This window comes from Actinoallomurus liliacearum, from assembly GCF_039542035.1.
GTDB lineage: Bacteria > Actinomycetota > Actinomycetes > Streptosporangiales > Streptosporangiaceae > Actinoallomurus > Actinoallomurus liliacearum.
The window spans coordinates 218,679-243,641 of sequence record NZ_BAABHJ010000003.1 but is presented as its reverse complement, the minus strand read 5'-3'; the positions used below and the strand labels follow the sequence as shown (position 1 = coordinate 243,641).

General features: G+C 71.1%; 21 protein-coding genes. 9 read left to right on the top strand and 12 right to left on the bottom strand.

Annotated features, from left to right (window positions below; all coding sequences use genetic code 11):
• The first annotated feature begins 397 nt into the window (after positions 1-397).
• Entirely contained in the window at positions 398-3,997 is a 3,600-nt protein-coding gene (locus ABD978_RS07000; protein WP_345350218.1) for a discoidin domain-containing protein, read from the top strand.
• A gap of 69 nt (positions 3,998-4,066) precedes the next feature.
• Here the strand turns inward: ABD978_RS07000 and ABD978_RS06995 are convergent, their stop codons facing one another.
• Positions 4,067-4,978, bottom strand: coding sequence for an NAD(P)-dependent oxidoreductase (locus ABD978_RS06995; protein WP_345350215.1), 912 nt, complete (start codon positions 4,976-4,978; stop codon positions 4,067-4,069).
• Between the two features lie 123 nt (positions 4,979-5,101).
• Between ABD978_RS06995 and ABD978_RS06990 the strand changes: the two genes are divergently transcribed.
• The 3 genes from ABD978_RS06990 (at position 5,102) to ABD978_RS06980 (ending at position 7,963) form a co-directional block, all read left to right on the top strand.
• On the top strand, positions 5,102-5,419 hold the full coding sequence (locus ABD978_RS06990; protein WP_345350212.1) for a YciI family protein: 318 nt from the start codon (positions 5,102-5,104) through the stop codon (positions 5,417-5,419).
• Positions 5,416-6,603, top strand: a complete 1,188-nt coding sequence (locus tag ABD978_RS06985) for an RNA polymerase sigma factor (protein WP_345350209.1) — start codon at positions 5,416-5,418, stop codon at positions 6,601-6,603. The genes ABD978_RS06990 and ABD978_RS06985 overlap by 4 nt, the downstream gene beginning before the upstream one ends.
• 172 nt (positions 6,604-6,775) lie before the next feature.
• Positions 6,776-7,963, top strand: coding sequence for an MFS transporter (locus ABD978_RS06980; protein WP_345350206.1), 1,188 nt, complete (start codon positions 6,776-6,778; stop codon positions 7,961-7,963).
• A 4-nt stretch (positions 7,964-7,967) separates the two neighbouring features.
• Here ABD978_RS06980 and ABD978_RS06975 read toward each other — a convergent pair whose 3' ends face one another.
• From ABD978_RS06975 to ABD978_RS06960, 4 genes are all read right to left on the bottom strand, one after another.
• The gene (locus ABD978_RS06975; RefSeq protein WP_345350203.1) at positions 7,968-8,594 is read right to left on the bottom strand and encodes a DedA family protein; all 627 of its coding nucleotides are present in this window, start codon (positions 8,592-8,594) and stop codon (positions 7,968-7,970) included.
• A gap of 387 nt (positions 8,595-8,981) precedes the next feature.
• Positions 8,982-9,686: a hypothetical protein gene (locus ABD978_RS06970; protein ID WP_345350200.1), complete on the bottom strand. Its 705-nt coding sequence runs from the start codon at positions 9,684-9,686 to the stop codon at positions 8,982-8,984.
• Positions 9,679-9,882, bottom strand: coding sequence for a hypothetical protein (locus tag ABD978_RS06965; RefSeq protein WP_345350197.1), 204 nt, complete (start codon positions 9,880-9,882; stop codon positions 9,679-9,681). Before ABD978_RS06965 ends, ABD978_RS06970 begins: the two co-directional genes overlap by 8 nt.
• Positions 9,875-12,625 carry a CHAT domain-containing protein gene (locus ABD978_RS06960; RefSeq protein ID WP_345350194.1) on the bottom strand — a complete coding sequence of 917 codons (2,751 nt, stop codon included), beginning with the start codon at positions 12,623-12,625 and terminating at the stop codon, positions 9,875-9,877. The genes ABD978_RS06965 and ABD978_RS06960 overlap by 8 nt, the downstream gene beginning before the upstream one ends.
• A 114-nt stretch (positions 12,626-12,739) precedes the next feature.
• Between ABD978_RS06960 and ABD978_RS06955 the strand changes: the two genes are divergently transcribed.
• Positions 12,740-16,783, top strand: a complete 4,044-nt coding sequence (locus tag ABD978_RS06955; protein WP_345350191.1) for a WD40 repeat domain-containing protein — start codon at positions 12,740-12,742, stop codon at positions 16,781-16,783.
• 24 nt (positions 16,784-16,807) lie between these two features.
• On the opposite strand, the gene ABD978_RS06950 is transcribed toward ABD978_RS06955, so the two are convergent.
• A complete protein-coding gene (locus tag ABD978_RS06950) occupies positions 16,808-17,053 on the bottom strand; it encodes a hypothetical protein (RefSeq protein WP_345350188.1) in 246 nt (81 codons plus the stop codon).
• A gap of 149 nt (positions 17,054-17,202) precedes the next feature.
• On the opposite strand from ABD978_RS06950, the gene ABD978_RS06945 reads away from it, so the two are divergent.
• The 3 genes from ABD978_RS06945 (at position 17,203) to ABD978_RS06935 (ending at position 19,140) form a co-directional block, all read left to right on the top strand.
• Positions 17,203-18,108, top strand: a complete 906-nt coding sequence (locus ABD978_RS06945) for an aminoglycoside phosphotransferase family protein (protein WP_345350185.1) — start codon at positions 17,203-17,205, stop codon at positions 18,106-18,108.
• Between the two features lie 58 nt (positions 18,109-18,166).
• A complete protein-coding gene (locus ABD978_RS06940) occupies positions 18,167-18,664 on the top strand; it encodes a hypothetical protein (RefSeq protein WP_345350182.1) in 498 nt (165 codons plus the stop codon).
• Positions 18,665-18,879: 215 nt separating this feature from the next.
• Positions 18,880-19,140 (top strand): hypothetical protein, encoded by a 261-nt coding sequence (locus tag ABD978_RS06935; protein WP_345350179.1) that lies wholly within the window; start codon positions 18,880-18,882, stop codon positions 19,138-19,140.
• A gap of 10 nt (positions 19,141-19,150) precedes the next feature.
• On the opposite strand, the gene ABD978_RS06930 is transcribed toward ABD978_RS06935, so the two are convergent.
• The 3 genes from ABD978_RS06930 to ABD978_RS06920 form a co-directional block, all read right to left on the bottom strand.
• Entirely contained in the window at positions 19,151-20,146 is a 996-nt protein-coding gene (locus tag ABD978_RS06930) for a phosphotransferase family protein (RefSeq protein WP_345350176.1), read from the bottom strand.
• Positions 20,147-20,203: 57 nt separating this feature from the next.
• Complete coding sequence (locus tag ABD978_RS06925) at positions 20,204-20,530, bottom strand: hypothetical protein (RefSeq protein WP_345350173.1); 327 nt, start codon at positions 20,528-20,530, stop codon at positions 20,204-20,206.
• A 163-nt stretch (positions 20,531-20,693) separates the two neighbouring features.
• Positions 20,694-21,089 carry a hypothetical protein gene (locus ABD978_RS06920; protein WP_345350170.1) on the bottom strand — a complete coding sequence of 132 codons (396 nt, stop codon included), beginning with the start codon at positions 21,087-21,089 and terminating at the stop codon, positions 20,694-20,696.
• Positions 21,090-21,186: 97 nt separating this feature from the next.
• Between ABD978_RS06920 and ABD978_RS06915 the strand changes: the two genes are divergently transcribed.
• On the top strand, positions 21,187-21,801 hold the full coding sequence (locus tag ABD978_RS06915; RefSeq protein ID WP_345350167.1) for a TetR/AcrR family transcriptional regulator: 615 nt from the start codon (positions 21,187-21,189) through the stop codon (positions 21,799-21,801).
• Positions 21,802-22,109: 308 nt separating this feature from the next.
• Here the strand turns inward: ABD978_RS06915 and ABD978_RS06910 are convergent, their stop codons facing one another.
• The 3 genes from ABD978_RS06910 to ABD978_RS06900 form a co-directional block, all read right to left on the bottom strand.
• A complete protein-coding gene (locus ABD978_RS06910) occupies positions 22,110-22,691 on the bottom strand; it encodes a helix-turn-helix domain-containing protein (protein WP_345350164.1) in 582 nt (193 codons plus the stop codon).
• Between the two features lie 90 nt (positions 22,692-22,781).
• Positions 22,782-23,210 (bottom strand): YybH family protein, encoded by a 429-nt coding sequence (locus ABD978_RS06905; protein ID WP_345350161.1) that lies wholly within the window; start codon positions 23,208-23,210, stop codon positions 22,782-22,784.
• A gap of 64 nt (positions 23,211-23,274) precedes the next feature.
• A complete protein-coding gene (locus tag ABD978_RS06900; RefSeq protein WP_345350158.1) occupies positions 23,275-24,852 on the bottom strand; it encodes a purine-cytosine permease family protein in 1,578 nt (525 codons plus the stop codon).
• Between the last annotated feature and the right edge of the window lie 111 nt (positions 24,853-24,963).

Genomic DNA, 24,963 nt, shown 5'->3' with positions numbered 1-24,963 from the left:
GTGGCGCCCGGCGGCGGCCCCGCGCGGAAGCCTCGGAAATGAGCGCCGCAACCGCACAGATCGCCCCTTTTGTTTCCCTCATGAGCCGGTGCGGTCGGCGTTCACCGAGCGTTCCACCCCCCCGCCGATGACGCGGGCACGGGGCGGCAGGCGTACGGGATCCCGGTGCGCCGCGGTGGCCTGATCCGGCCGCGCCGGACCGAGCCGGAGTCCTTGACCACGGTCGACTTCCCGGAGCTGCATACCGTTCTTGCGTTGTTCTGTTCGTATATTGCAATGAACTGTCGGTGAATTTAGCCTCAATGGTGCGTCCCCCCACATGCCCCGCCCGGCAGGTGGCCCCGCCCAACGCGCCCCCGCCCGCGTGCGGTCGGCGCTGTTCGAAACGAGAGGCGCAATGAGACCGAAGCACGCACGGCTGCGGTTGCTCGCAGGAGGCGCAGTCATCAGCCTCATCACATCCGTGGCCGCCGTCCTGGGGGTGGCGTCGCCGGCGTCCGCCGCCGACGGCCCCAACCTGGCGGCGGGCAAGACCGTCTCGGCCAGCAGCTACACCGACGTCTACCCCCCGGCCAACGCCAATGACGGGAACCAGTCGACCTACTGGGAGAGCGCCAACAACGCCTTCCCCCAGTGGATCCAGGTCGACCTCGGCGCGGCCGTCAGCACCGACAAGGTCGTGCTCAAACTGCCGACCGCGAACTGGAGCGCGCGGACCGAGACGTTCACCGTCCGGGGCAGCACCGACGGTACGAACTTCACCGACATCGTCGGCTCGGCGGGACACACGTTCGACCCCGCGAGCGGCAACACGGTGACCGTCGGATTCAACGCGGTCGTCACCCGGTACCTACGGCTCGACATCACCGCCAACACGGGCTGGCCGGCCGGGCAGATCTCGGAGTTCGAGGTGTACGGGCCGGCCACCGGTGACCAGCAGCCGCCGACCGCGCCGACGAACCTGGCCTACACCGAGCCCTCCTCCGGCCAGATCAAGCTGACGTGGAACGCCGCCACGGACAACGTCGGCGTGACCGGGTACGACGTGTACGCCAACGGCGCGCTGCGCGGGAGCGTGGCGGGCAACGTCCTGACCTACACCGACACCCAGCCGGCCACCGCGACGGTCACCTACTACGTCCGGGCGAAGGACGCCGCGGGGAACCAGTCGCCGAACAGCGGCACGGTGACCCGTACGGGCAGCGGCGGGACCGGCACCGACCTCGCCGCAGGCAAGCCGATCACGGCCTCGTCCCACATCTACGACTTCGTGGAGACGAACGCGAACGACGGCAACCTGGGCACCTACTGGGAGGCCGCGGCCAACGCCTATCCGGACACGCTGACGGTGAACCTGCGGGTCAAGGCCGACCTCGGCTCCGTCGTCGTCAAGCTCAACCCGGACGCCTCCTGGGGCAGGCGCACCCAGACGATCGAGGTGCTCGGCCGGGCGAGCCACTCCGGGTCCTTCACCAGCCTCGTCGCCGCCAAGGCGTACACCTTCGACCCCACCTCGGGGAACACGGTGACGATCCCGGTGACGGCCACGGCCGTCGACGTGCAGCTGAAGTTCACCGCCAACTCCGGTGCCACCGGCGGCCAGGTCGCCGAACTGCAGGTCATCGGCACCCCGGCGCCGGCCCCCGACCTGTCGATCACCGACGCGTCGTGGACCCCGGCGTCGCCGACCGAGACCGACTCCGTCTCGCTCAAGGCGACGGTGAAGAACACCGGGACGGCCGCGTCCGACGCGACGGACGTCAACTTCTACCTCGCCGGACAGAAGGCCGGCACCGCGGCGGTCGGCGCCCTGGCCGCAGGGGCCTCCACCACGGTCACCGCGTCCATCGGGACCCGCGCCGCGGGCACCTACCCGCTGACGGCCAAGGTCGACGAGGCCGACAACGTGCTGGAGCTGAACGAGGACAACAACTCCTACACGAGCCCGTCCTCGCTGGTCGTCGCGCCGGTCGCCAGCTCCGACCTGATCGCCTCGTCGGTGACCTGGACGCCCGGCAACCCCGCGGCCGGCAACACCGTGACGTTCGGCGTGACGGTGAAGAACCAGGGCACCGTCGCCTCGGGCGCGGGCTCGCACGGCGTCACGCTGACGCTGCTCGACGCGAACGGCAACACCGTCAAGACGTTCACCGGCTCGGTCAGCGGGACGATCGCCCCGGGCGCCACCGCCGGCACGGTGAGCCTCGGCTCCTGGACGGCGGTGAACGGCAGGTACACCGTCAAGGTCGTGCTGGACAACGACGCGAACGAGCTTCCGGTCAAGCAGGCGAACAACACCAGCACGACGCCGTTCTTCGTCGGACGCGGCGCGAACATGCCGTACGACACCTACGAGGCCGAGGACGGCGTCCTGGCCGGTGGGGCGACCGTCGTCGGCCCGAACCGTACGATCGGCGACCTGGCCGGTGAGGCGTCCGGCCGCCGGGCGGTGAAGCTCGCCACCACCGGCAGCAGCGTGGAGTTCACCACCAAGGCGAGCACCAACACGCTCGTCACCCGCTTCGCCATGCCGGACGCCTCGGGCGGCGGCGGGATCAACTCGACGCTGGACATCTACGTCGACGGGACGTTCCTCAAGACCATCGACCTGACCTCGCACTTCGCGTGGCTCTACGGCAACGAGACGGGTCCGGGCAACTCGCCGGACTCCTCGCCGCGGCACATCTACGACGAGGCGCACGTCATGCTCGGCACGACCGTCCCGGCCGGGCACAAGATCAGGCTGCAGAAGGACGCGGCCAACACGGCGGCCTACTACTCGATCGACTTCGTCGACACCGAGCAGGTCTCCCCCATCGCCAACCCCGACCCGGCCAAGTACGCGGTGCCGGCCGGCTTCACCCAGCAGGACGTGCAGAACGCCCTGGACAAGGTGCGGCAGGACTCCACCCTGGTCGGCGTGTACCTGCCCGCGGGCACGTACCAGACGTCCGGCAAGCTCCAGGTCTACGGCAAGGCGATCAAGCTGGTCGGCGCCGGCCCCTGGTACACCCAGTTCCAGGCGCCCACCGGCCAGGAGAACACCGACATCGGGATCCGCGCGGACGCGACGGCGAACGGCTCGACCTTCTCCGGCTTCGCCTACTTCGGCAACTACACCTCGCGGATCGACGGGCCGGGCAAGGTGTTCGACCTCCAGAACGTCGCGAACGACACGATCGACAACATCTGGGTCGAGCACATGGTCTGCATGTACTGGGGCAACAACACCGACCACATGACGATCACCAACGCGCGGATCCGGGACACGTTCGCCGACGGCGTCAACATGACCAACGGCAGCTCGGACAACCTGGTGTCCAACGACGAGGCCCGCAGCACCGGCGACGACAGCTTCGCGCTGTTCGCCGCGACCGACTCCGGCGGCACCGGCGAGAAGAACAACGTCCTCCAGAACCTCACGGCGATCCTGCCGTGGCGTGCGGCGGGCGTCGCGGTGTACGGCGGGCAGGACAACACCGTCAAGAACGTCTACATCGCCGACACGCTGACCTACTCCGGCATCACGATCAGCTCGCTGGACTTCGGCTACCCGATGGAGGACTTCGGACCGGATCAGACGACGTTCGACAACATCTCGATCGTGCGGGCCGGCGGCCACTTCTGGGGCGCGCAGACCTTCCCCGCGATCTGGATGTTCTCCGCCTCGAAGCAGTTCCGGGCGATCCGGGTCAGTGACGTCGACATCATCGACCCGACGTACTCCGGGATCATGTTCCAGACCGACTACGTGGGCGGCCAGCCCCTGAACCCGGTCACCGACACCGTGCTCACCAACATCACGATCACGGGCGCGCACAAGAGCGGCGACGCCTACGACGCCAAGTCGGGGTTCGGCCTCTGGGCGAATGAGCTGCCCGAGCCCGGTCAGGGCCCGGCGGTCGGCTCGGTCACCTTCCACAACCTCAAGATGAGCGACAACGCGGTCGACATCAGGAACACGACGTCCACCTTCACGATCAACGTCCAGCCGTAGGAGACGGCGAGACGCCCGGCCGGGAGCTCCCGGCCGGGCGTCTTCTTCGTCCGCGCGGCGTCATCCGGGTCACTCGGCGCGCAGCCACCGGCCGGACTCCTCTTCGAGCAGTCTGACGGCCAGCAGCTCCCCGTCCGCGCTCCCGTACCGCGCGGCGGCCCGCTCGTAGATCCGCCTGACCGCCTCGGACACCTCGAAGGGCACCTGGTGCGCGCGGGCGAGCTCGGTCACGGCCGCCAGCTCCTCGTAGCAGCGGTCCACACCGAAGGTCGTCATGTAGTCCCCGGCGAAGAGCGCGTCGAGGTTTCGGCGGATGAACCGGCTCTCGGCGGCGCTGTCGGCCAGCGCCCGGCGGAGCGTGGCCAGGTCGACTCCCATCCGCAGGCCCAGCAGCAAGGACTCGGCCGTGGCCACCGCCTGCCCGAACCAGAGCAGATTGACGATCAGCTTCACGGTGTACCCGCTGCCGTGTCCCCCGACGTGCGTGATCCGGGCGGGGTCGCCCAGCACCTCCAGGAGCGGCCGGTGACGCTTCAGCACCGCGCCGTCCCCGCCGACGAAGAACTGCAGCGTCCCCGCCTCGGCGGCGGGCACGCCTCCTCCGACGGGCGCGTCCAGGACGTCGATCCCCCGCGCGTCGGCCAGCCGCCGGATCGGCTCCGCGGCGGCCGGGGAGTTGCTGGACATGTCGATCCACACGGCGCCGGACGGCAGCGCGTCGACCAGCCCGCCGTCGACCATCGCCGCGGCGACCGCCTTGGCGCCGGGCAGCATCGTGATCAGCACGTCCGCGGACCGCGCGGCCTCCGCGGTCACCGGAGTCCACGCGGCGCCGCACGCCTCCACCACGTCCGCACGCGCCGGATCGATGTCGCTCGCCAGCACTCGGTAACCGTCGGCCCGTGCGAGGTTCCGGCACATCGGCGTCCCCATGCGGCCCACGCCGACGAACCCGACTCTCGTACCGTCCACACCGCCCATGACCGACTACTCCCCCGAGGACCACGAGGCGAACCCGCCTCGCTCGCCAAGGTTGACGCACGTGTCGAGAACCGTCCTTCGCCGTTCGTCGTTCCTGAGGGACGACCCCTTCAAGGAGGAGACATGAAATACCTGCTGCTCGTCTGCGTCGACGAGGACGTGGAGCGAAACGCCGATCCCACCCCCTGGATCGAGGAGATGGAAGGGCGGGGCGTACGGCTGACGGGCAACCGGCTCCGTCCGGTCCGGGACTCGACGACGGTACGCCGGAGGGACGACGAGCTGCTCATCGCCGACGGGCCGTTCGCCGAGACCAAGGAGCAGATCGGCGGATTCGACATCCTCGAGTGCGCCGACCTCGACGAGGCGATCGAGGTGGCGTCGAAACACCCGGCGGCGGAGTTCGGCACCATCGAACTCCGGCCGTTCTGGACCGAGTGAACACCCGGGACGCCGTCGCCGCCGCCTACCGCGACGAACGGGCCAAGGTGCTGGCGACCCTCATCCGCCTCACCGGCGACTGGGAGCTGGCCGAGGAGTGCGTCCAGGACGCCTTCGAGGCGGCCCTGATCCACTGGCCCGGCGAGGGCGTCCCCCGCCGCCCCGGGGCGTGGCTGACCACGACCGCGCGCAACCGCGCCCTGGACCGGCTGCGCCGCGGCACGGTCGAGGCGGCGAAGCTCAAGGAGGTGGCCGAGGTGCCGGGTTCCGGAGACGGCGCGTGGGACGACGACCGACTGCGGCTGATCTTCACCTGCTGCCATCCCGCGCTCGCGCTGGACGCCCGGGTCGCGCTCACCCTGCGGACGGTCGCCGGCCTGACCACCGAGGAGATCGCCCGGGCGTTCCTGACGCCGGTGACGACGATGGGGCAGCGGCTCTTCCGCGCCAAGCGGAAGATCAAGGAGGCGGGCATCCCGTACCGGGTGCCCCCGCCGGACCTGCTGCCGGAGCGGCTCGCCGGCGTGCTGGGCGTGCTCTACCTGCTGTTCAACGAGGGCTACTCCGGGCGTCGTGAGCTCGCCGAGGAGGCGATCAGGCTCGGCCGGCTGCTGGAACGCCTCATGCCGACCGAGACCGAGGTGCGCGGCCTCCTCGCGTTGATGCTGTTGCAGCACTCCCGCGTGGACGCGCGGACGGACCACGCCGGTGTCCTGATCCCCCTGGAGGAGCAGGACCGGACCCGATGGCACCACGGGCTGATCGGCGAGGGGGTGCGGCTGCTCACCGGGACGGCGACGCCGTACCAGCTCCAGGCCGCCATCGCCGCGTGCCACGCCACCGCGGCCACGCCCGAGGAGACGGACTGGGCACGGATCGCCGCCCTGTACGAGCGGCTGGCGGGCCTCGCGGCCTCCCCCTTCGTCGAACTGAACCGGGCGGTCGCGGTCGCGATGGCCGAAGGGCCGGCGGCCGGGATCGTGCTCGTCGACGCGCTGTCCGACTCCGGCGCGCTGGAGGGCTACCACCTGCTCCCGGCGACCCGCGCGGACCTGCTGCGCCGCCTCGGCCGGTGGGCGGAGGCCGACACCGCCTACCGCCGGGCGCTCGCCCTCGCACCCGGCGAACCCGAGCGGCACTACCTGCGCCGCCGCCTCGACGAGGTCCGCGGCCGGATCGGCTGAGCCCGCCGGATCGGGAGATCCCGTCGAATCGGGGGATCCCGTCGAATCGGGGGATCCCGTCGAATCGGGGGATCCCGTCGAATCGGGAGGTCCTGTCGAGAAGCGCTCCGTCCCGATCGTCGTTTCGGCGGACCCGGTGTCCCCGCGACGTGCGATCGATCAGGAGGGCGCGATGACCGTTCAGGACCCGACCACCTCGGCACCGCCGGCCGCGCGCACCGGCCGGTGGCCCGCGACCGCCGTCTTCTTCCTCAACGGGCTGACGCTCTCGACGTACATCGTGCGGCTGCCCGCGCTCAAGGACGAGCATCACCTGGCCGACGGCCAGGTCGGGGCGATCGGAGCGCTGTTCGCCGTGGCGGCGCTGGCGTCGATGCAGTTCGTCGGGCCGATCGCGGCGCGGTTCGGGAGCCGGGCCGTGCTGCGCGTGTCCCTCGTCGTCATGCCCCTGCTGCTGGCCGCCGTCGGTCTGGCCGGAGGGTTCGTCGGTTTCGCGCTGCTCGTCGCCGCGCTCGGCGCGGTGCACGGAGCGACGGACGCCGCCATGAACGCGCACGCCGTGACGGTCGGGCGACTCGCCGGTCGGCCCGTGCTGAACGGCTGCCACGCCGCCTGGAGCGTCAGCGCGGTCGCCGCGTCCCTGGCCGCGACCCTCTCCGCGCACTCCGGGGTCGGGTCCACGACGCATCTCGGCGTCGCCGCAGCGGTGCTCCTGGTGGGCGGGCTGCTGGTCGGCCCCGTCCTGCTGCCCGCCGCGGCGGATCGCCGTACGCGTCCATCACGGAGGGACGGTCGCACCGGCCTGCCCGGCGCGTGGACCGGGAGGGTCGTCGCGCTGGGCCTGACCGGCACCGTGCTGATGATCTGCGAGGGCGCGGCGCTCGGCTGGGGTGCGATCTTCCTGCACGACGGCAGAGGCGTCGCGCTCGGCCTGGCCACGGCCGCGGTCACCGCCTACACGGCGGGACAGACCGGTGGGCGGCTGATCGGCGACCGCCTGACCGCCCGCCACGGAGCCGCGCCGGTGTTCCGCGCGGGCGGGCTGGTCGCGGCGTGCGGCCTGGCGGCGGCCGTGTTCGTGCCGTCCCCGCCCGTCGCCGTCGCCGGGTTCGCCGTCGCGGGCTTCGGCGGGTCCGTGCTGGTTCCGCTCGTCTTCAGCGCGGTCGCGCGGCAGGACGACACCGGCCACGACCCGGCGACCCTCGTCTCGCGGCTCACCACCTTCACGTACGCGGGCGTCCTGCTCGGCCCCGCCCTCATCGGCTCCGCCGCGGAGGTAGTCGGCCTGGCCGGAACGCTGGCCGCCCTGGTCCCGCTGCTCCTCACCGTCGCGCTGATCGGCCCGATTCACCGCGACTGAACGATCAGCCGGTACGGCGACGGCGACGGCGGTACCAGTGGTACAGGAGGCGGGCCAGGAGGACCGCGGCCAGACCGGCGAACAGGTAGATCTGGTAGCGGAAGAGCTGCTGGGAGATCGACGCGATGTGGGTGCCCGCCGCGTACCCCAGCCCCGTCCACATGCCGACCCACAGCACCGCGCCCAGGAGGTTGAAGGCCAGGAACCGCGGCCAGGGCATGCCGGTGATGCCGGCGAGGATCCCGTTCGCCTGGCGGAGCCCCTCGACGAAGCGGGCGATGGTCACCACCTTGCCGCCGTGGTGGACGAAGAAGTGTTCCGCGCGGCGCAGGCGCTCGGGCGTGAGCAGCACGTATTTGCCCCACCGGTGGACGAGGGCGGAGCCGCCGGTACGGCCGATCAGGTAGCCGACGTTGTCCCCCGCCACCGCGGCCGCGACGGCGATGACGCCGATGAGGACGATGTTCAGCCGCCCGGCCCCCGCGTAGACGGACGAGGCGATCAGGATGGTCTCGCCGGGAGCGGGCACACCGAAGTCCTCAACGAAGATCAGCACCCCGACCGCGGCATAGCCGTACCGGTCGAGCACCGGGGCGAGATGGGCCAGCGGACCGGGCAACGGCGGCGCCATGCCCCTCCCCTACCCCTTCCCGGATCCGGCCGAGACCGGAATGAGGAAACGGGCGCAACCCGCCGACCCCGTCCGCCGCCGAGATCAGCGCCATGGGTGTGAAGGATCGCCCTGAGCGTCGGCAGCACGCCGGGCCGGTGCCAGAGCTACAGGAGGCGACGGGACGACCGCCGGCAGCGGTGACGCGGTCCCGGCCGGGCAGCCGTCTTCCGGAGAGGGGGTCTCCGCAGGAGTGGTGTGCCCGGTGGAGGGACGTGCGGCGGGCCGGCCGCCGTGGGCGCAGCCGGCGAGCACGATGGCGGCCAGGATCGCGCACGGGTGCGAGCGTACGTCGAATCATGGGGGCCTCTTCCGACATCCGGTCAGGACGGTCCGCGTCGTCGCCGGTCAGGGCGCCGGGCTGCTGCGGACCGGCGTCGGTCCGATGTTCGATTTCGCCGGTGTCTCCGGGGCGGACGCGGCGAAGAAGAGGGAGGCGCCGATCAGGACGACGAACGCTCCCCCCAGCGTCTGGCGACGGGCCGCGCGGACCGCGCCGCGGACCTTCCACGCGTGCACGAACTGCACCAGGCGGTACTGCAGCAGGCGAGCCGCCCGGGCGTTGGCCCGCGCGTCGGCGAGCGTCTGCTCGAGGATGCGGATCCGGGCGGAGTCCGTCTCTCTCGCGAGAAGGTACGCGGTGTTCGCCGCGACCGTGTCGTGCCATGCGGCCGCCTCGGCGAGTTCCGCGGCACTGGTGCCGAAGGGGCCGTAGAAGGTGACGGGCTCCGCCTCGATCAGGCGGCGGAGGTCGGCGAGGTCCGGATCGTCCAGTGCGGACAAGGACACCACTCGGGGCATCAGCGTCTCGCCGGCCTGCCGGATGATCCAGGCCACGGCGGCCAGCGCGAGCGCGAGCCCGGAGACGGCGAGCGCGATGTGCCCGGTGCCATGGATCTTGTTGATCGCGGCGAGCGGCGCACCGCCGAGCAGGAGAGCGCCGACGGCCGCGGCGGCGCCGATCGTCCACTTGGCGGTCGCGCGGATGTCGGCGACGGCGTCGCCCGGGGCCGGCGGGAGGTCCGCCGGATCGAGAGGCGCGCCGTCACTCATCGGCGTCGGCCGCCGGCGCGTCGGCGGGCTCGGCATCGTCGCCGCTCCGCCGTGGTTCGCCCCGGCGGAACGCCGACTCTGCCCCCGGCACCGGGATCCGGCGGTACTGGATCCAGCCGACGCCGTCGAAGACCAGGATCTCCCCCGCGTCGTCGAAGCGCATGTCCCCGGGTCGGGGCGTCGTCTCGTCACTCACCGTGTCCCACCTCCGTCGTCGAAGCCGGTTCGTCCCACCGCGCCTCCGGATCGCTGTAAGCCGTGTACGCGAGCCAGCTCGGGTCACGGTCGCTCCTGACCGCCCGGCGCGCCGCGGTCATCGCCGTGCCGAACGGCAGGCGCTGCCGGATGAACGCGTCATAGAACGCCTCGGAGAAATGCCGTGCCACGTCGCTCGGGATCGCCCACAGCGTCCCGACGAAGGCGCCGGCTCCAGCCGCCATGAACTTGCTCGCCCAGCTCATCGGCCGGGTGTATCCATAGGCGGCTCCGGCGCTCCGGCAGGCGTTGATGAACACCAGGGGATGCCGCGACAGGACGGCTCGCGTCACCGAGCTGTTGAGCATCATGGGAAGGAAGTCGCCGTCGGCCATCGCTATCGACGAACCGCCCGCCGTGAGGGCGAACTGGTTGTGCGAGGCGAAGTGCAGCAGCCCGGCGTGCCCGGAGTCGATCCAGGACTTCAAGGGCTCCAGCCGAGAGATTATCTCGGCCCGGTCCGCGGCGAACGTCTCCCGCAGCAGGCGGTTGATGGCGGTTATCTCCTCATGGGCGAGGGGCGGCGCGTCCGGCGGAACGACGAAGGCGGGGCCGCGCAGGGCTATGCGCGGTGTACGGGGCTGGCCGTACACCCGCCGGACGACCGGGAACTGCTCGACGAGGAATCCGTGATCGTTCCGCCCGGCCAGCGGATACAGCAGCTCCCAGGGGACGATGTCATGGTCCGTCGCGATGCTGAAGGACCTGAGCCGGCCCCTGAGCTCCCAGAACTGCTCTTTGATGGCCTCCGGCACCAGCTCCTGCCACAGGCCGACGCCTATCTCCCGCAGCGACATCCTGGCCGCGGCGTCCGTGTAGCCCGCGGAGCCCGCGGCGAATTCCTCCAGCATGGCGAGCGTTCTCTCGATCGACTCGCTGAGCACGCCGCCCTCGCTGCCGGGCACCGGGTCGTACCAGACCGAGTTCGACAGGAGCTGGAAGCTGTAGCCTCCGCCGGCCCCGCGCCGGACCTGCAGGGTCGCCTCCCCGTCGGTGGGCCGGGCGTCGTCCAGCCCGGCACGACGGGACGGGCCGGGGACGGTTGGGCCGCCCGGCTGCGCGGACAGCTCCAGGGCCAGTTCCCCGACACATCGCGGGCCGAGCCATGCCGTGACCCGCACGGGCAGCAACCCCGCGGCCCGCACCACGAAGGGGAACCGGATCGGCTCGGAGACACCCGCGGCCGGGACGGTGAGCCGGCGTTCCAGCCCCTCCTGTGGCAGCAGTCCCACCGGTGCCTCGACCACGACCAGCACCTGTGTCCCTTCCGCCGGCACGGCGAACGGCTTGACCGGTCGATGCGCCCGGTATCGGTCGCGGTCGTCGTCGGTCGTGACACGGACGAGCAGGCTCACCGCCTCACCGACGGGAGCCCGCATTGGAAGATCCGCGGCGACGAACCGCCGTGGCGGTGTCTCCTGCGCCGGCGGGGGCGGTTCGAACCGCGGGCCGGCGGACTCGTCGGGCACGTACAGATCCCACCCGCCGGTCGCGCTCGTGGGGATGGTTCTGGGTCTGCTGGTGACTATGGGGTCGGGCGGCCTCCCACGATCCGCGGAATCGCCCACGCGGTCCGAAGCGAGCGCCGTGAGTACGGCGTGGGCCACATCCTCGGGTGCCCGCACCGCCACCGAGCGCCATGCGCGGCGCGTTCCCCGGTCCGCCGCCGCCCGCACCGACCGGCCGAGGATCTCGGTGTCCCACAGACCGGGCGCGTCGGGCGCCACCGCGTCGTCCGCCTCCCAGGGAGCGGCCGGGGCGAGGTCGGGCAGACGTACCCGGGCGGCCGGTGGCCCGGTGGCGGAGCCGACGACCGGTACGTACAGCGTGCGCGGCTCGGCCTCGTCGGTCTGGTAGTGCAGACCGACCAGGTCGAGACCGTCACCCGTCGAGGTGACCTCCGCTTCGAACGCGCCGGGCACCGGTTCGGTCACGACGATGGTGACCCCGGACGGCGTGCGGACGGCGTAGCGGTCCTCGGCGGCGCTGATCGCGCCAATGCCGCGCCGTACCGCCGGCAGGGGGGTGGTGCCGGCCGCCGGGACCTCGCCGGCGCCGGCCGCCGGAGGAACGACCTCCACGCGCCAGGTGCCCGCGGGCACCCCGCGGAAGATCGCGAGCCCACCGGCGTCGATCAGGGCGGCGTGCAGGAGACCCGCCGCGGAGCTCAGCGCCAGGCCGCAACGCGCGAGGGCGTCGACCGGCACCGGGTACGGATTGACGAGTAACGCTATTTCGAAATGCTCGGAGTCCTCCGGCACCGCTGTGATGAGCAGGCGAACATCGTCGACGCGCAGGTCGACCACGGGCCTGCCCGGCGAGAACTCCTCGGCGCTCAGTCGGCCGACAGCCGTGGCGAATCTACGCCGCACGCCCGATCTCACGACCTCATCGAGAAGGTCATTCTCCGTCTTCAGCGATCGATCGTGAATGACCAACTGAACGGCCCTGGCCAATGCCGCTCCGACATGCGGGATCCACCCGCCGACGCGCGACGCTTGAGACACGAGCCGGCCGGACGCCCGGAAATCCTCGAGCAACGCGTCGAACACCTCCGGCCCGGTGATTCCCGTACCCGGCGACTGAGAATTCGCGACATCGACGATCCATGCCCTATGCGCCGTCAACTGCCCAGCCAGCATCCCGAAAGGCGCAGACGCCCCGTTGGTCATGAAGAGCAGCATGCCACGCCAATGTGACCGCCACGGCTAAGAGCGCCCAGTGATGCACGAATGTGAGCTTGCCGTAACGAAGGCGTTCCGCGGTGTCAGGGATTATCTCTGCACCTAGGAGGAGCCGTGAAAAAAGTTGATCTTCGATCTTCCCGCGTCATTACGATTAAACGTCCAGAATCGGCCATTTCACGACTGTCGGCGGCCGAGGCGCGCATTCGCGCGGGCGATCCCACGTTCAGCCGCCAAGACTGTCAAACCGCGCTGACCGGCGGCCTGCTGTGGGACGCCTGCGCGGAGTCCATCGCGTCCGAGCCCGACCGCCTTCGATCCTGGTCGGCGGACCCGGAGACGGACTGCTGGCCGGTCCGATTCATCGAGGACACCACCGATGACGACGCACCGGACGACGAGTTCGGGCGGGCGGCCACGCGCGCCGCCGACCTGGTGCGACTCGGGGATCTTCTGGGCGGGGAGGACATCGGGCCGGTGACCGCCCAGGCTCGGGCGGCAGAGCCTGGGGAGACCGACCGGCCGGGCATCGGGTCGCCGCCGTCCGGCTCATCGAGGGCACGGGCCCTGACGTCCATCGTCGAACACTGGCGCGTGTCCCACCTTCTGCCGCGGGGCCAGGCGACGGGACGACTGCTCCCCGACAAGACCACCCCCGCCGTGCACCGGGTGGCCGAACTGGTCGCTCCGCTGCCCGGTGGATCCGCCCGGACCATGGTCTGTCTTCAGGCCCACCTGCTCACCGCGAAGAAGCGGCGGAGGCGCCGCCGGAAAGCCGTCCGTGTCCTCTTCGAACATCGCCAGGACGGGATCTCTGGCACGCTGGAGATGGAGATCCTGCCGGGCGGACCGCACGGCCTGTTCCCCGATCCCCGCGCGATGTGCATGGTGACCGCCGACCCGACGTTCGAGGACGCGATCACGGACGCCTGGACGTACGTGACCCGCGGCCATGAGGCACGGACCTGCGTGCTGTGGCGGCTGACCATCGACGGGACCTGGGGCCTGCGCATCCAGCACGGCTCCCTCGGCGCGGCCTTCGCCGTGCTGCTCAGCGAGGTCATCGGGCCGCCGGGAAGCCGCCTCACCACCGCCGGGCCGCTCGGTGTCCTCCGCGCGGCCGGCCGGTGGCTGCGGGTCCGGCGTGACCGGATGGCCGTCACCGGACGTGCGCGGGCGACCGGCGAACTCGGCGCGGTCGGAGGTCTCAAGGCCAAGTTCGAACGGGCGAAGGCCCTGAAACTGTCCGTCGTCGCGCCGGAGGCCAATGAGGGCACCGACGGGCGGTACGCCGACGGCGTACGGGTTCGCTGGGTGCCCGACGTCCGTACCGCCCGTCGGGAGCTCTACCGGATCGACCGCCTGAGGAGCACGGTCCTCGCCACGGGAATGGCCGGCGTTCTCGCGGCCTCCGGTTTCGGGCTGTACGTGACCCAGATCAGGGACCGGGAGCACGCCCAGGCGGTCGCCGCGTCCCGCCAGATCGTCGCCGAGGCGAACGGGATCGCCGGCACACAGCCGGGGCTCGCGCGGCAACTGCTGGTCGCGGCGTACCGGATCGAACCGACCGACGAGGCACTGGGCGCCCTGTTGAACGGGGCGTCCATTCCGCGTGTGCTCCACATACCGGGCCTGAACAGCGCGATGTTCGCGCCGGACCGGGCGATGCTGGCCGTTGGCACTGACACCGGGACCCGGCTCCTCGACGCCGGCACCGGGCGGACCATCGCCACGCTGAACCGAGACGACGGTTACACCGGAGCGGTCGCCTTCAGCCCGGACGGCCGCACTCTGGCGGCGGCGGGACGGAACGTCGTGCGGTTGTGGGACCTCGGCGACCCGGTCCACCCTCGTGTCCTGCGCGAGCTGACCGCCGACGACGGGGGCAACCCCGAGGAGCTGACGTTCACTAAGGATCAGCGGGCCCTGGTCGTCAGCTACGCGAGCGAGAAGGTTCTCATCTGGAACGTCGCCGACCCTCTCCTGGCCGCACCGCTGGCGACGATCCCCGGGAACGAGACCATCCTGTCCGCCCCGCTGGCCGTCAGCCCCGACGGCGACACGGTCGCCCTGGCGGGCCAGGACGACAGCGTCCGGCTGTGGGACACGACGGACCGAGCCCATCCCCGGCCGCTGGCGGCGCTGCACGGCCCCACGAACGGAATCTCATCGATCCGGTTCAGCCCCGACGGGCATCTCCTCGCGAGCGGAGGCGGTGACGACGTCGTACGTCTATGGGACGTCACCGATCGCGTCCATCCCCAGGCGCTGTCGCCGCAGTCCGGCCACACGTTGAGCGTCGACGCCCTGGCCTTCAGCCCGGACGGGCGCACCCTGGCGAGCGCCGCCGGCGGCGGTGACGTTCGGCTGTGGAACGTGGCCGACTCCCTGCGTACGAGTGCGATCACCACCCTGGCCGGGAAGGCCGCGATCACCCCGGCCCTGAGCTTCAGCGCCGACGGCCGGACCCTCGCGTCGACCACCGACGGCGACCTCCTGCGACTCTGGGACGTCGCGAAGCCCGGCGCCTCCGTGCCGTTGACCGTCCTGAACGACGCCTACTCGTCGATCGCGTACAGCCCGGACGGCAACGTACTGCTCGCGGCCGGCCGGGACTACACGGGCCGGCTCTGGGACGTGCGCGACCCCGATTCGCCCACGGCCCTCGGCACGTTGACCGGCCACACGTACCTCATCGAGAGCGCCGTCTACAACCCCGACGGCCGGACGGTCGCCACGAGCAGCCTCGACAGCACGACCCGGCTCTGGGACGTCCGGGATCCCGCGCACCCGAGGATCCTCGCCACGCTCGGCGGCCCGTCGGAGGCCGTCGGCGGCGCGGCGTTCAGCCCGGACGGCCACCTGCTGCTGACCCGCGTCGAGGACAAGGGACTGCGGCTCTGGGACGTCACCGATCCGGCGCACCCGAGGGCACGTGGTTCGATCCCCGCGACCGGCTTCGCGTTCTTCCGTCCGGCCGGGCGCACCGTCCTGGTCGTGGGAGACGACAAGCATCCGGCACGCCTGTGGAACGTCGAGGACCCGGACCGGCCGAGACCCGGCCCGACGATGGGGACGATCCGGTCGCGCACGGCCGCCTTCAGCCCGGACGGCCGGACACTCGTGGCCGGAGGACCGGGTGACACGGCGATTCTCTGGAACCTCGGCGATCCCGCGCATCCCGGGAAGCGGGCGACCATGACCGGCGTCGGCACCGTCAACGCGGCCGCCTTCAGCGCCGACGGACATCTCCTCGCCACCATGGGCTCCGGCCCGCAGGCACGGATCTGGAACGTCCGTGACACCGCGCACCCCACCGCCGTCGCCGCGTTGACCGGCCTCCCGGAGCTGCTCAATCCGCAGACCGCGCTGGCGTTCGGACCGGACGGCCGAACGCTGGCGACGGGCGGCGAAACCGTCACCCTCTGGGATGCCGACCCCGCCGACCTCATGCGGCGCCTGTGCACCGAGAGCGGCGACCCGATCACGACCGAGCAGTGGCGGCAGTACGTACCGCACTACTCCCCCGGGCGGCCCTGCGATCCCGCGACCGACCACCGGGCCGGCACCGTACCGCCGATCGTCTCGCCTTCGCCGAGCCCCGCCGGCACGCCCGTGCGGACGATCGCACCGAGTCAGACCACGACCGCGACCACGGGCACCGCACCGCTGAACCTGCGGCACTACGACTGGGGGAACGCCACGATCCCGGTGCCGTTCTGCTCGGTCACCGGAACCGTGCGGTTCACGAAGAAGGAGGCGACAGCGCCATCGACGAAGTGGGGCAACGTGCACCTCGTACAACTGGGCGACGTCGCGTACGGCGATCTGCTCGGGAACGGGCATCCCGTCGCGGCGCTACCGCTCACCTGTGACAACGGCGGCGGAACCGGCGACTCCGAACTGGCGGCGGCCGACGTCATCTTCGACGGATCGAGCGGACGGCTGTCCCTTGTCGGCGTTGTCACCCCGCAGCAGCCCAGTGCGGAGATCACAACGAACATCGACAAGGTCAAGATCACCCTGGGACGGATCAAGGCGTACGAGATCTGGTACCGCCGGCCGGACGCCAGTTGCTGCGCCACCGGCAAGGCGGTCACCGACTGGACCTACGCCAACGGGAGGCTGACCCCCGGTCCCCCGCAGATCACCGGATGACCGGGACGCGCCGCCACCGGCGGCTCAGGCCTCCTCCATCGCCTCGCCCAGGGCGTGCAGCACCCTCCGGTGCTGCTGGTCGGCGAGCCAGTGCCCCGCGCCGACCACCAGCGCGACCGGCCACTCCACCACTTCGAAGGCCGCGAGGAGCCCGAGGCCGGCGTAGTAGACCAGTTTCTCGGGCGGCGGCAGCACCACCTGCCCCAGGACCGGCAGCTCCACATGCCGTCCCAGATGATGTTCGATCTTCTGAATCGCCAACTCGGACATCGCGCGGCACCTTCGGCTCGGCATCGCCGTCACCACGACATACCCCCTCTGACCTGCCCTCATGCCAGGAGCCGGTCAGATCCGCCCGTCCCCTCGCACGGCGGCAAAACCGCTTGCCCGCGCGGCGTGGTGGCCGTCACACTCCTCCGGTGGTCGACACGTACGAGGACGGGCGGGCGGGGATCGACGCGGGGCTGGTGAGGCGGCTGCTCGCGGCCCAGTTCCCCCAGTGGAGCGACCTGCCGGTCAGGCCGGTGCAGGTCGACGGGTGGGACAACCGCACCTACCGGCTCGGCGACGAGATGACGGTACGCCTGCCGACCGCGGCGGGCTACGCCCCGGCGATCGACAAGGAGCACCGCTGGCTGCCGGTCCTCGCCCCGTCGCTGCCGGTCCCGATCCCCACGCCGCTCGCGAAGGGGGCGCCGGGCGAGGGATATCCGTTCCACTGGTCGATCCGCCGCTGGCTGGACGGACAACTCGCCAGGTCGCACCCCATCGCCGACCCGTCCGCGTTCGCCGCCGACGTGGCCGGGTTCATCCGCGCCCTGCAGCGCGTCGACGCCACCGGCGGGCCCGCGGCGGGCGCGCACAGCTTCTACCGGGGCGCCTCCCTGACCCATTACGACGACGAGACCCGGCGCTGTCTCGCCGCACTCGACGGCCGCGTCGACACCCGCCGGGCGGCGGCCGTGTGGGACGCCGCCCTGGAGGCCGAGTGGGACGGCTCGCCGGTGTGGTTCCACGGTGACATCGCCGTCAACAACCTGCTGGTCTGCGAGGGGAAGCTGGCCGCCGTCATCGACTTCGGCACCTCCGGGGTCGGCGATCCCGCCTGCGACCTGGTCATCGCGTGGACGTTCTTCGCCGGCGAGAGCCGGGAGACCTTCCGGGCCGCCGTCGACCAGGACCCCGGCACGTGGGCGCGAGCCCGCGGCTGGGCCCTCTGGAAGTCGCTCCTCTGCCTCACCGAGAACGGCCCCGACGCCGCCGATCACCACCATGTGGTCGACGAGGTCCTGGCCGACCACGCGTTCGTTCCCCCTGTCGGGTGACCACGGGATCCCCCGGCGAGTCGGCCGGTCCGGTCTTTCGGGGGGAGGGCATGTCACCGTGGACGCCTGGGTGAGGTACTCCCTCGACCCGCGGAATCCCCTGCGGCGCTTCGTCTTCGACGCGCACGGCAACGCGTTCCGGTTCGACGGCAAGCAGATGGTCATGGGGGCCGCCCACGGCACCGTACGGTTCGATCACCCCGTTCCCCAGCCGGACGGCACCGTGCGGCACTACTGGGGCACCGTGCGGGTCGACTACCTGATGACCGCCGGTCCCGTCGCCGTCGTCTCGGGGACCAGCGAGGGCGTGATCGGCGAACCGGACGGTACCCGCATGGCGTTCAGCGTCTACGCCGATCCCCGCGGCCACCGGTACGACCGGATCGGTTTCTCCTGGGGCGCCGTCGACGGCCGGTGCCTCCGCATGGGCCTGGCCCCCGCGCCCTTCACGACGTACGCGTCCGGCAGGGGATACCGGGTCCGGCACGCCGAACTGCCCGCGGTCCCGGACGGTGCGCAGCCACCTGTCGACCCGCCACCCTGCACCGAGAAATAGAATGTGAGATCATTGTCCGTGTCGTCCTCGATGACCGAGGGCGGCAAGGACCGGTAACGATGTCCTGACCTACCCCGTCTTCGACGGACGGCACGACCGTCCGGGGCCGTGCGGACACGGCCGCAGAGGACGTCGCGGGCGAGAAGGTCGCACACGAGACCACGGACGACTCCGGGTCGGCGGCCTTGCCTCGGACTCAATGGCGAGCCGGGGCGGTGGCCGTCACGTGGAGGTCGGCGCGCTTCCGTTACCGGCTGATCCACAGGAAGAGCTCATTGAAAATCCCCCGCGATCTACGACAGCTTGCCCGCCGTGCCGAAGCCGCCGGCTGGACCATCACCCTGACCAGCAACAACCATCTCGCCTGGAAGCCGCCGTCAGGGCGCACCGTCTTCTGCCCGTCGACACCGTCGGATCACCGTTCCGTCCAGAACGTCATCGGCAAGCTCCGCAGGGCCGGGCTGAACACCCGATGACGGCCGGGGATCACTTAGGAGAGACCGCCGGGCAGCGCGCGAGGCGGTCGAGGACCCGCGTCAGCGCGGCGGTGGTGAGGTCGCGGACCCGCGCGTACTCCTGCTCCGGATACTGCCGGGGCCCGTTCTCCACCAGCATGATCAGGTACAGGTAGGCCCGGTAGAGGTCGAGGCGGACGCGGGCCGCCGGGGTCAGCTCGAGCGGGGTCACCTCCCGGTAGCCGGCCAGCAGCGGGTCGTCCTCACGCAGTTCGCCGAAGATGGTCGGCGTCACGAACTCCGCGAGCGGGTCGCCCCAGAACGCCCGCTCGTGGTCGATGATCGCCTGGATCCGCGGCGTGGTGGTCAGGTCGAGGAAGACGTTCCCCGGCCACACGTCGAAGTGCACGAGGCGCGGCGTCACCACCTCGTCGAGGACGGGCGAGGCCGCGGTGAGCACCGCGCCGATCTCCTCGACCGGCAGCGGCAACGGCGTCGGGTAACGCTCGACGTCGGCCAGCAGGGCTCCGGCCATCGCGAGGTACGCCGCACGCCAGGTGGGCCCGGTGATCCCCGCGTACGGGTAGCCGAAGACCGCGCCGGTGACCGTGTGCAGCCGCGCGAGGTGGCGGCCCAGCTCCCGCCGGAGCGCGTCCGCCCCGTCCGGCTCGACGTCGTTCCAGGAGACGCCGTCGAGCGCGTCGAGCAGCAGACAGTCACCACCGAGCACCGGATCGTCGAACACCGCGCCCAGCAGCGTCGGCACCGGCACCCCCGCCGCCGCGGCCAGCCCGTACGCCTCGGCCTCCGTTCGCAGCAGGAAGCGCTCGTAGCTGAGCTGTTCGAGCTCCGGCGGCGGCGACAGCTTGAGCACCACCTCGCGGCCGTCATCGAGGGTCAGTCTCCAGACCGCGTTGGCGAACCCATCCGTCAACTCGACCGACGCGACCACGCCCGCACCGAGCGCCCGCCGCGTCAACGCGTCCAGTTCCGCACCGCTCAGGCGTCGCTTGGTCCTGCTCTCCACGGCCCGATTGTGCGATCAGACCCGTCGCCCGTCCACTGGGATTCGTCGCCTGCCACGTCAGGCCGTACGCTCCGGCCGCCGGTCGATCCGGCCTTCCGGACACCGCTGGTCCCCATCCCGGTTCGGACAGCAGACCACGGTCAGGTCGATGAAGCCGCCGCCTCGTAACCACCAGGCCCACACGACGTCATTGCCCCGGCGCAGGGCGTCCAGGGCGTGGGTGGTCATCGTCTCCACGGATGGGGCGTGCTGTTGCTGTTCGAGGTGCATCCGCTGGTCGGCGACGCTGTTGTACTGCTGCGCCAGCCAGGCGACCGCGTCGGTGGGGTCCTCCCAGGTGCCTTGGGGCCTTCGCCGCACCCGGCCGACCGGGTCGACGAGCACTGTGGCGGACCACCTCCACCGGCCCCACCTCAGGACTTTGCCGTCGCGATTGCCACGTTGCCGTCGGCGTTGACGGATCGATGCCCGGTTTGCTGCGTCTAGTACGTCACTACCGACGTCAAGGCGGGTGAGCCATCCGACCAGATCGCTCATTCCGCGTAATTCAGGGACTTACACGGGTCATCAGGTATGCCGCGGTCAGGATGACGGCCAGGCCGCCGTCCCAACCGATGGTCGAGGCGGCCTCCGCGGCGCCGCCGCGCGTCAGGTAGACGGCGGCGGTCAGGGCCAGTGCCGCTTTGTCGGCGATCAGCAGTGCCCATACCGCACCGTGCACACGGGGGCGCAGCGCCAGCAGGACGAACAGCCCGGTACACAGGAACAGGCCGTACATCCGCCAGGTCTGGACGACCAGCGCCGTGTCGTCGGCCTGGGTGACGTCGGAGATGGCCGAGACCGCGGCGGCCAGCGCCGACACGGCCGCGAGCCAGGTGAGCACGCGGCCGGCGGCCCGCCATCGGGACGGAACAGCGGCGACGGCGGACATCGAAGAATTCATGGTCAGCTCCCCTATGCGACAGCGTGTCGCGTTAGCGGCTAGCATGGCATGACGAGACGCTTGATGCAACGAGTTGTCGCATTAGATCCGAGGAGCCATGTCCCAGCCCCGGCCCGGAGGCCGCACCGCACGCACCCGCACGGCCGTGCTCGAGGCGGTCATCGACCAACTGACCGAGACCGGATACGCGGGGCTCAGCGTCGACGCCGTCGCCCGTCGCGCGGGCGTCCACAAGGCGACGCTCTACCGCCGCTGGGGCACCGTCGACGGCCTCCTGCTCGACGCCCTGACGCTCTTCGCCGACCGGTCCGTGACCACGCCGGACACCGGCACCCTCGACGGCGACCTGCGCGACATCGCCCGCTCGGCCCTCGCGATCCTCACCGACCGCGCCGGGCAGGCGCTGATCCGCGCGGTGGTGTCGGCCGGCCATGACGACCGGGTCGCCGAGATCATCCGCGCCTTCTGGACCCGGCACAACACGATGGTCGCCCGCATCGTCGAACGGGCCGCCGACCGTGGCGAACTCCCCGCCGACACCGACCCCGCCGACGTGTCCCGCGCCATCGGCGCTCCCCTGTACATGCGCCTGCTCGTCACCGCCGAGCCTCTCGACAGCGCGGCCGCCGACCAGTCCGCGGCCGCCGTGGCCGCCGCCGCCCGCGCCGGCGTCTTCACCCGCCCCGCGGCGCACGGCGCCGAACTCCCCTGACGCTCCGCCTGGCCGTTCATCGGCAGTCCGAGAAGTGATCCCTGGCGTCTGCTGCGCTCTTACGGCAGCATCCGCCAGTGATCAATGGCCGATGAGCACCGTGCTAACCGTTTCGCCCGCGCCGGGCACAAGGCTCGGCGATGACCGCGCCGTCAGGCGGTTCTGTCCCGATAAGAGATCCGTTTCCGTTCGGCTGCACCGAGCATTTCGTTCGCCGCGCCGTGTTCCGGTGAGCCGACGAACGCGGTTCGGCCGCCTCTGCGGGCAGGCTCCGCATCTGACGAGCCGCTCCGTCCGTATGCGGCCGGTCAGGACTCCCAGGGGGCGGGGACGATGACCCACAGCGCCTCGGTGCTGACGCTGTCGTCGGGGTTGAGCCAGCTGTGCGGCTCGCGGCCGGAGAACGTCAGCGTGTCGCCTTCGGCCAGGAGCGTCGCCGACTCGCTGAACTGCACCCGGAGGGTGCCGCGCAGGACGTGCACGACCTCGACCTCACAGTTCAGGGTGTACAGCTCCGCACCGCCGGTGCCGCCGGGCTCGATGACGGAGCGCACGAGCTGGACCCGCCCCTGGCCGCGTGGGGTCAGGAGGCGTTCTGCCGCGCCGTGGCCGGTGAGCTGGATCGCCGGCGCGTCGTCCCTGCGAACGACGTCGGTCTTCGGCGCGGTGAACAGCTCGCCGACGGGCAGCGACAGCGCGGCGCACACCGTCACCAGCGTCGACACGCTCGGCGAGGTGACGTCCCGCTCGATCCGGCTGATGAAGCCCTTGGTCAGCCCAGTGCTCTGCGCGACCTGGTCGATCGTCAGGCCCTGGCGCTGCCGCGCGTCGCGCAGCCGGGCCCCGATGCGAAGCTCCTGCTGGCCGGCGGCGATCGGCACTGACCTCATCCGACCCCTAATCCTGTCGTGGCGGCGCGGCGGCGGCCGGTCGGGGCCGCCACCGTCCGCACTCTACTGGGCCCGTCGATTCGCCGATCGTCACCGGTGGCCGGGGGCGGGTGACAGGTGCTCGTGGACGGCCAGCCAGCGCGGGCCGACCCGCTCGAAGACGATGGTCTCGCGCTCGAACACGGTGCTGGTCTCGCCCTGCGCCGCGACGGTCGTCTCGACGTCGTGACTGAACACGGCGCCGTCGCGGCCGACCATCCGTACCTCGCCGTCGCGCGAGCGGCAGGACAGGACGCGGAAGCCGTCCTCGGTCTCCCACCGCTCCCACAGCCGCTCGTACTCGGCGCGCGAGCCGAGCCGTACGTCGGTGGTGTGGAAGACGAAGGTCGCGTCGACGGTGAAGGCGTCGAAGTAGGCGGCGGTGTCGTGGCGGGCGAACGCGGCCACGAGGTCGCGGGCCGCGGCGAGCACGTCCTCGGCGTCGGACATGACGGCCGTCTCCTCGGCTCGGTCGATCATGGGACCTCCTTCATCGGCCCCATGACCAAGATGCTGTGTCGATTGACTCCCTCGCTTCGCTCGGTCATGGGCTGGGCCTTTCTTCGGGACCGCCGGCGAGGACCTTGGTCCGGTGCCGTACGCGGTGGACGGACGCCTTGGGATCGTCGACGACCGCGGGCCTGGCGGCGGACCGGGCGGGCACGGCCCGCGGTCCCTCGTCGGAGAAGACGTAGGAGGGTTCGGGGAACAGGTACAGGGCGGCGACGTACAGCACCACGGCGCTGACCAGGGTGACGACGAGGCTGATGTCGATCCCGCCCGCGACGTCGCGGAACGGCCCCCGCAGCAGCGGCGGGACGTTCGCGAACAGCAGGCCCGCCACCGTGGCGACGATCCACGTGCCCATCGAACGCCAGTTGACGCCGCGGTTGAACCAGTACGCTCCGCCGCGCTGGCCGCGGTTGAAGACCTGCAGGTCCGCCGACACATAGTGTCCCCGGCGCACGAAGTAGCCGATCGACATGATCACCATCCACGGCGACGTGCAGAGGATGATCAGCGTGGCGAACGCGTTGATGCTGTCGACCAGGTTGAACACGAACCGGCCGACGAGGATGAAGACGAACGCCAGCGTGCCGATGAGCAGGGTCGACTGGACCCGGTTCAGCCGGGGGAACACTGAGGAGAAGTCCAGACCGGTGCCGTACAGCGAGGTGACGCCGGTGGACATGCCGCCCAGGAAGGCCACCACGAGCAGCAGCAGCGCGTACCAGAGCGGAGAGACCTTGATCAGGCCGGCGGTGTAGTCGGCCGCGTTCGTGACGAGCGTCGCGGTGGCGACGCCGAACAGGAACGGGATCAGGCTGCAGAGCTGGGCGAAGAACGGCGCCGCCATCAGTGTGCGCGGCCGGTACGTGTCGGGGATGTAGCGCGACCAGTCCCCCAGGAAGGCGCCGAAGGAGATCGGGTTGGCCATCGTGATGAGGACGGAGGCGACGAACGTCGCGGTGAACGACCCGCCGAGGTAGAGGTGCGGGTCGCCGGCGTACGAGGCGTGGAAGCTCCCCGAGTACGCGACGATCGCCAGCAGGATCAGCGCCGTGCCGAGGACGACCACGACCTTGTTCACCAGCAGCATGAACGCGTAGCCGTACACGCAGATCACGATGACCAGCAGGCCGAACGCGGCGTAGACGAGACCGCGCACCAGGTCGTTGTCGGGCACGTGGAACAGCCGGTTCGCCCCTCCGACGAACGCGTCGCCGCTGACCCAGACGGAGATCGCGTAGAAGGCGATCGCGGTCAGCAGCGACAGGTACGAGCCGACGATCCGGCCGACCACGCCGAAGTGCGCCCCGGACGACACCGCGTTGTTGGTGCCGTTGCGCGGGCCGAACAGGGCCATCGGCGACAGGATGAGCGCGCCGAGGAACACGCCGGTGACCGTGGCGAGCACGGCGTTCCAGAACGACAGGCCCGAGGCGATCGGGATCGTGCCGAGGATGATGGTCGCGAACGTGTTGGCGCCGCCGAACGTGATGCGGAACAGGTCGAGCGGCCGTGAGTGCCGGTGGTCGGCCGGGATCGTCTCGATCCCGTAGGGCTCGACCTCGGTGGCCTTCGGCCGGGCGGCGGGTTCGTCGACGGGCTCGGGGGTCATCTGGCTCCTTTCCCGCTATTTGTGCAGGTTAGTGGGGGTTTGCGGAGTAATACGCCTGCCGAGTGGTGCGTAATGGTTGCAGATGGTTTCTTCACAGACAACCCTCGTTGC

What these genes read in the sequence shown, in the direction of transcription:
- ABD978_RS07000 (WP_345350218.1), top strand. Translation starts at nt 398, where the DNA reads ATGAGACCGAAGCACGCACGGCTGCGGTTGCTCGCAGGAGGCGCAGTC.
- ABD978_RS06995 (WP_345350215.1), bottom strand. Translation starts at nt 4,978, where the DNA reads ATGGGCGGTGTGGACGGTACGAGAGTCGGGTTCGTCGGCGTGGGCCGC.
- ABD978_RS06990 (WP_345350212.1), top strand. Translation starts at nt 5,102, where the DNA reads ATGAAATACCTGCTGCTCGTCTGCGTCGACGAGGACGTGGAGCGAAAC.
- ABD978_RS06980 (WP_345350206.1), top strand. Translation starts at nt 6,776, where the DNA reads ATGACCGTTCAGGACCCGACCACCTCGGCACCGCCGGCCGCGCGCACC.
- ABD978_RS06975 (WP_345350203.1), bottom strand. Translation starts at nt 8,594, where the DNA reads ATGGCGCCGCCGTTGCCCGGTCCGCTGGCCCATCTCGCCCCGGTGCTC.
- ABD978_RS06970 (WP_345350200.1), bottom strand. Translation starts at nt 9,686, where the DNA reads ATGAGTGACGGCGCGCCTCTCGATCCGGCGGACCTCCCGCCGGCCCCG.
- ABD978_RS06960 (WP_345350194.1), bottom strand. Translation starts at nt 12,625, where the DNA reads ATGCTGCTCTTCATGACCAACGGGGCGTCTGCGCCTTTCGGGATGCTG.
- ABD978_RS06950 (WP_345350188.1), bottom strand. Translation starts at nt 17,053, where the DNA reads ATGTCCGAGTTGGCGATTCAGAAGATCGAACATCATCTGGGACGGCAT.
- ABD978_RS06920 (WP_345350170.1), bottom strand. Translation starts at nt 21,089, where the DNA reads ATGAATTCTTCGATGTCCGCCGTCGCCGCTGTTCCGTCCCGATGGCGG.
- ABD978_RS06915 (WP_345350167.1), top strand. Translation starts at nt 21,187, where the DNA reads ATGTCCCAGCCCCGGCCCGGAGGCCGCACCGCACGCACCCGCACGGCC.
- ABD978_RS06910 (WP_345350164.1), bottom strand. Translation starts at nt 22,691, where the DNA reads ATGAGGTCAGTGCCGATCGCCGCCGGCCAGCAGGAGCTTCGCATCGGG.
- ABD978_RS06905 (WP_345350161.1), bottom strand. Translation starts at nt 23,210, where the DNA reads ATGATCGACCGAGCCGAGGAGACGGCCGTCATGTCCGACGCCGAGGAC.
- ABD978_RS06900 (WP_345350158.1), bottom strand. Translation starts at nt 24,852, where the DNA reads ATGACCCCCGAGCCCGTCGACGAACCCGCCGCCCGGCCGAAGGCCACC.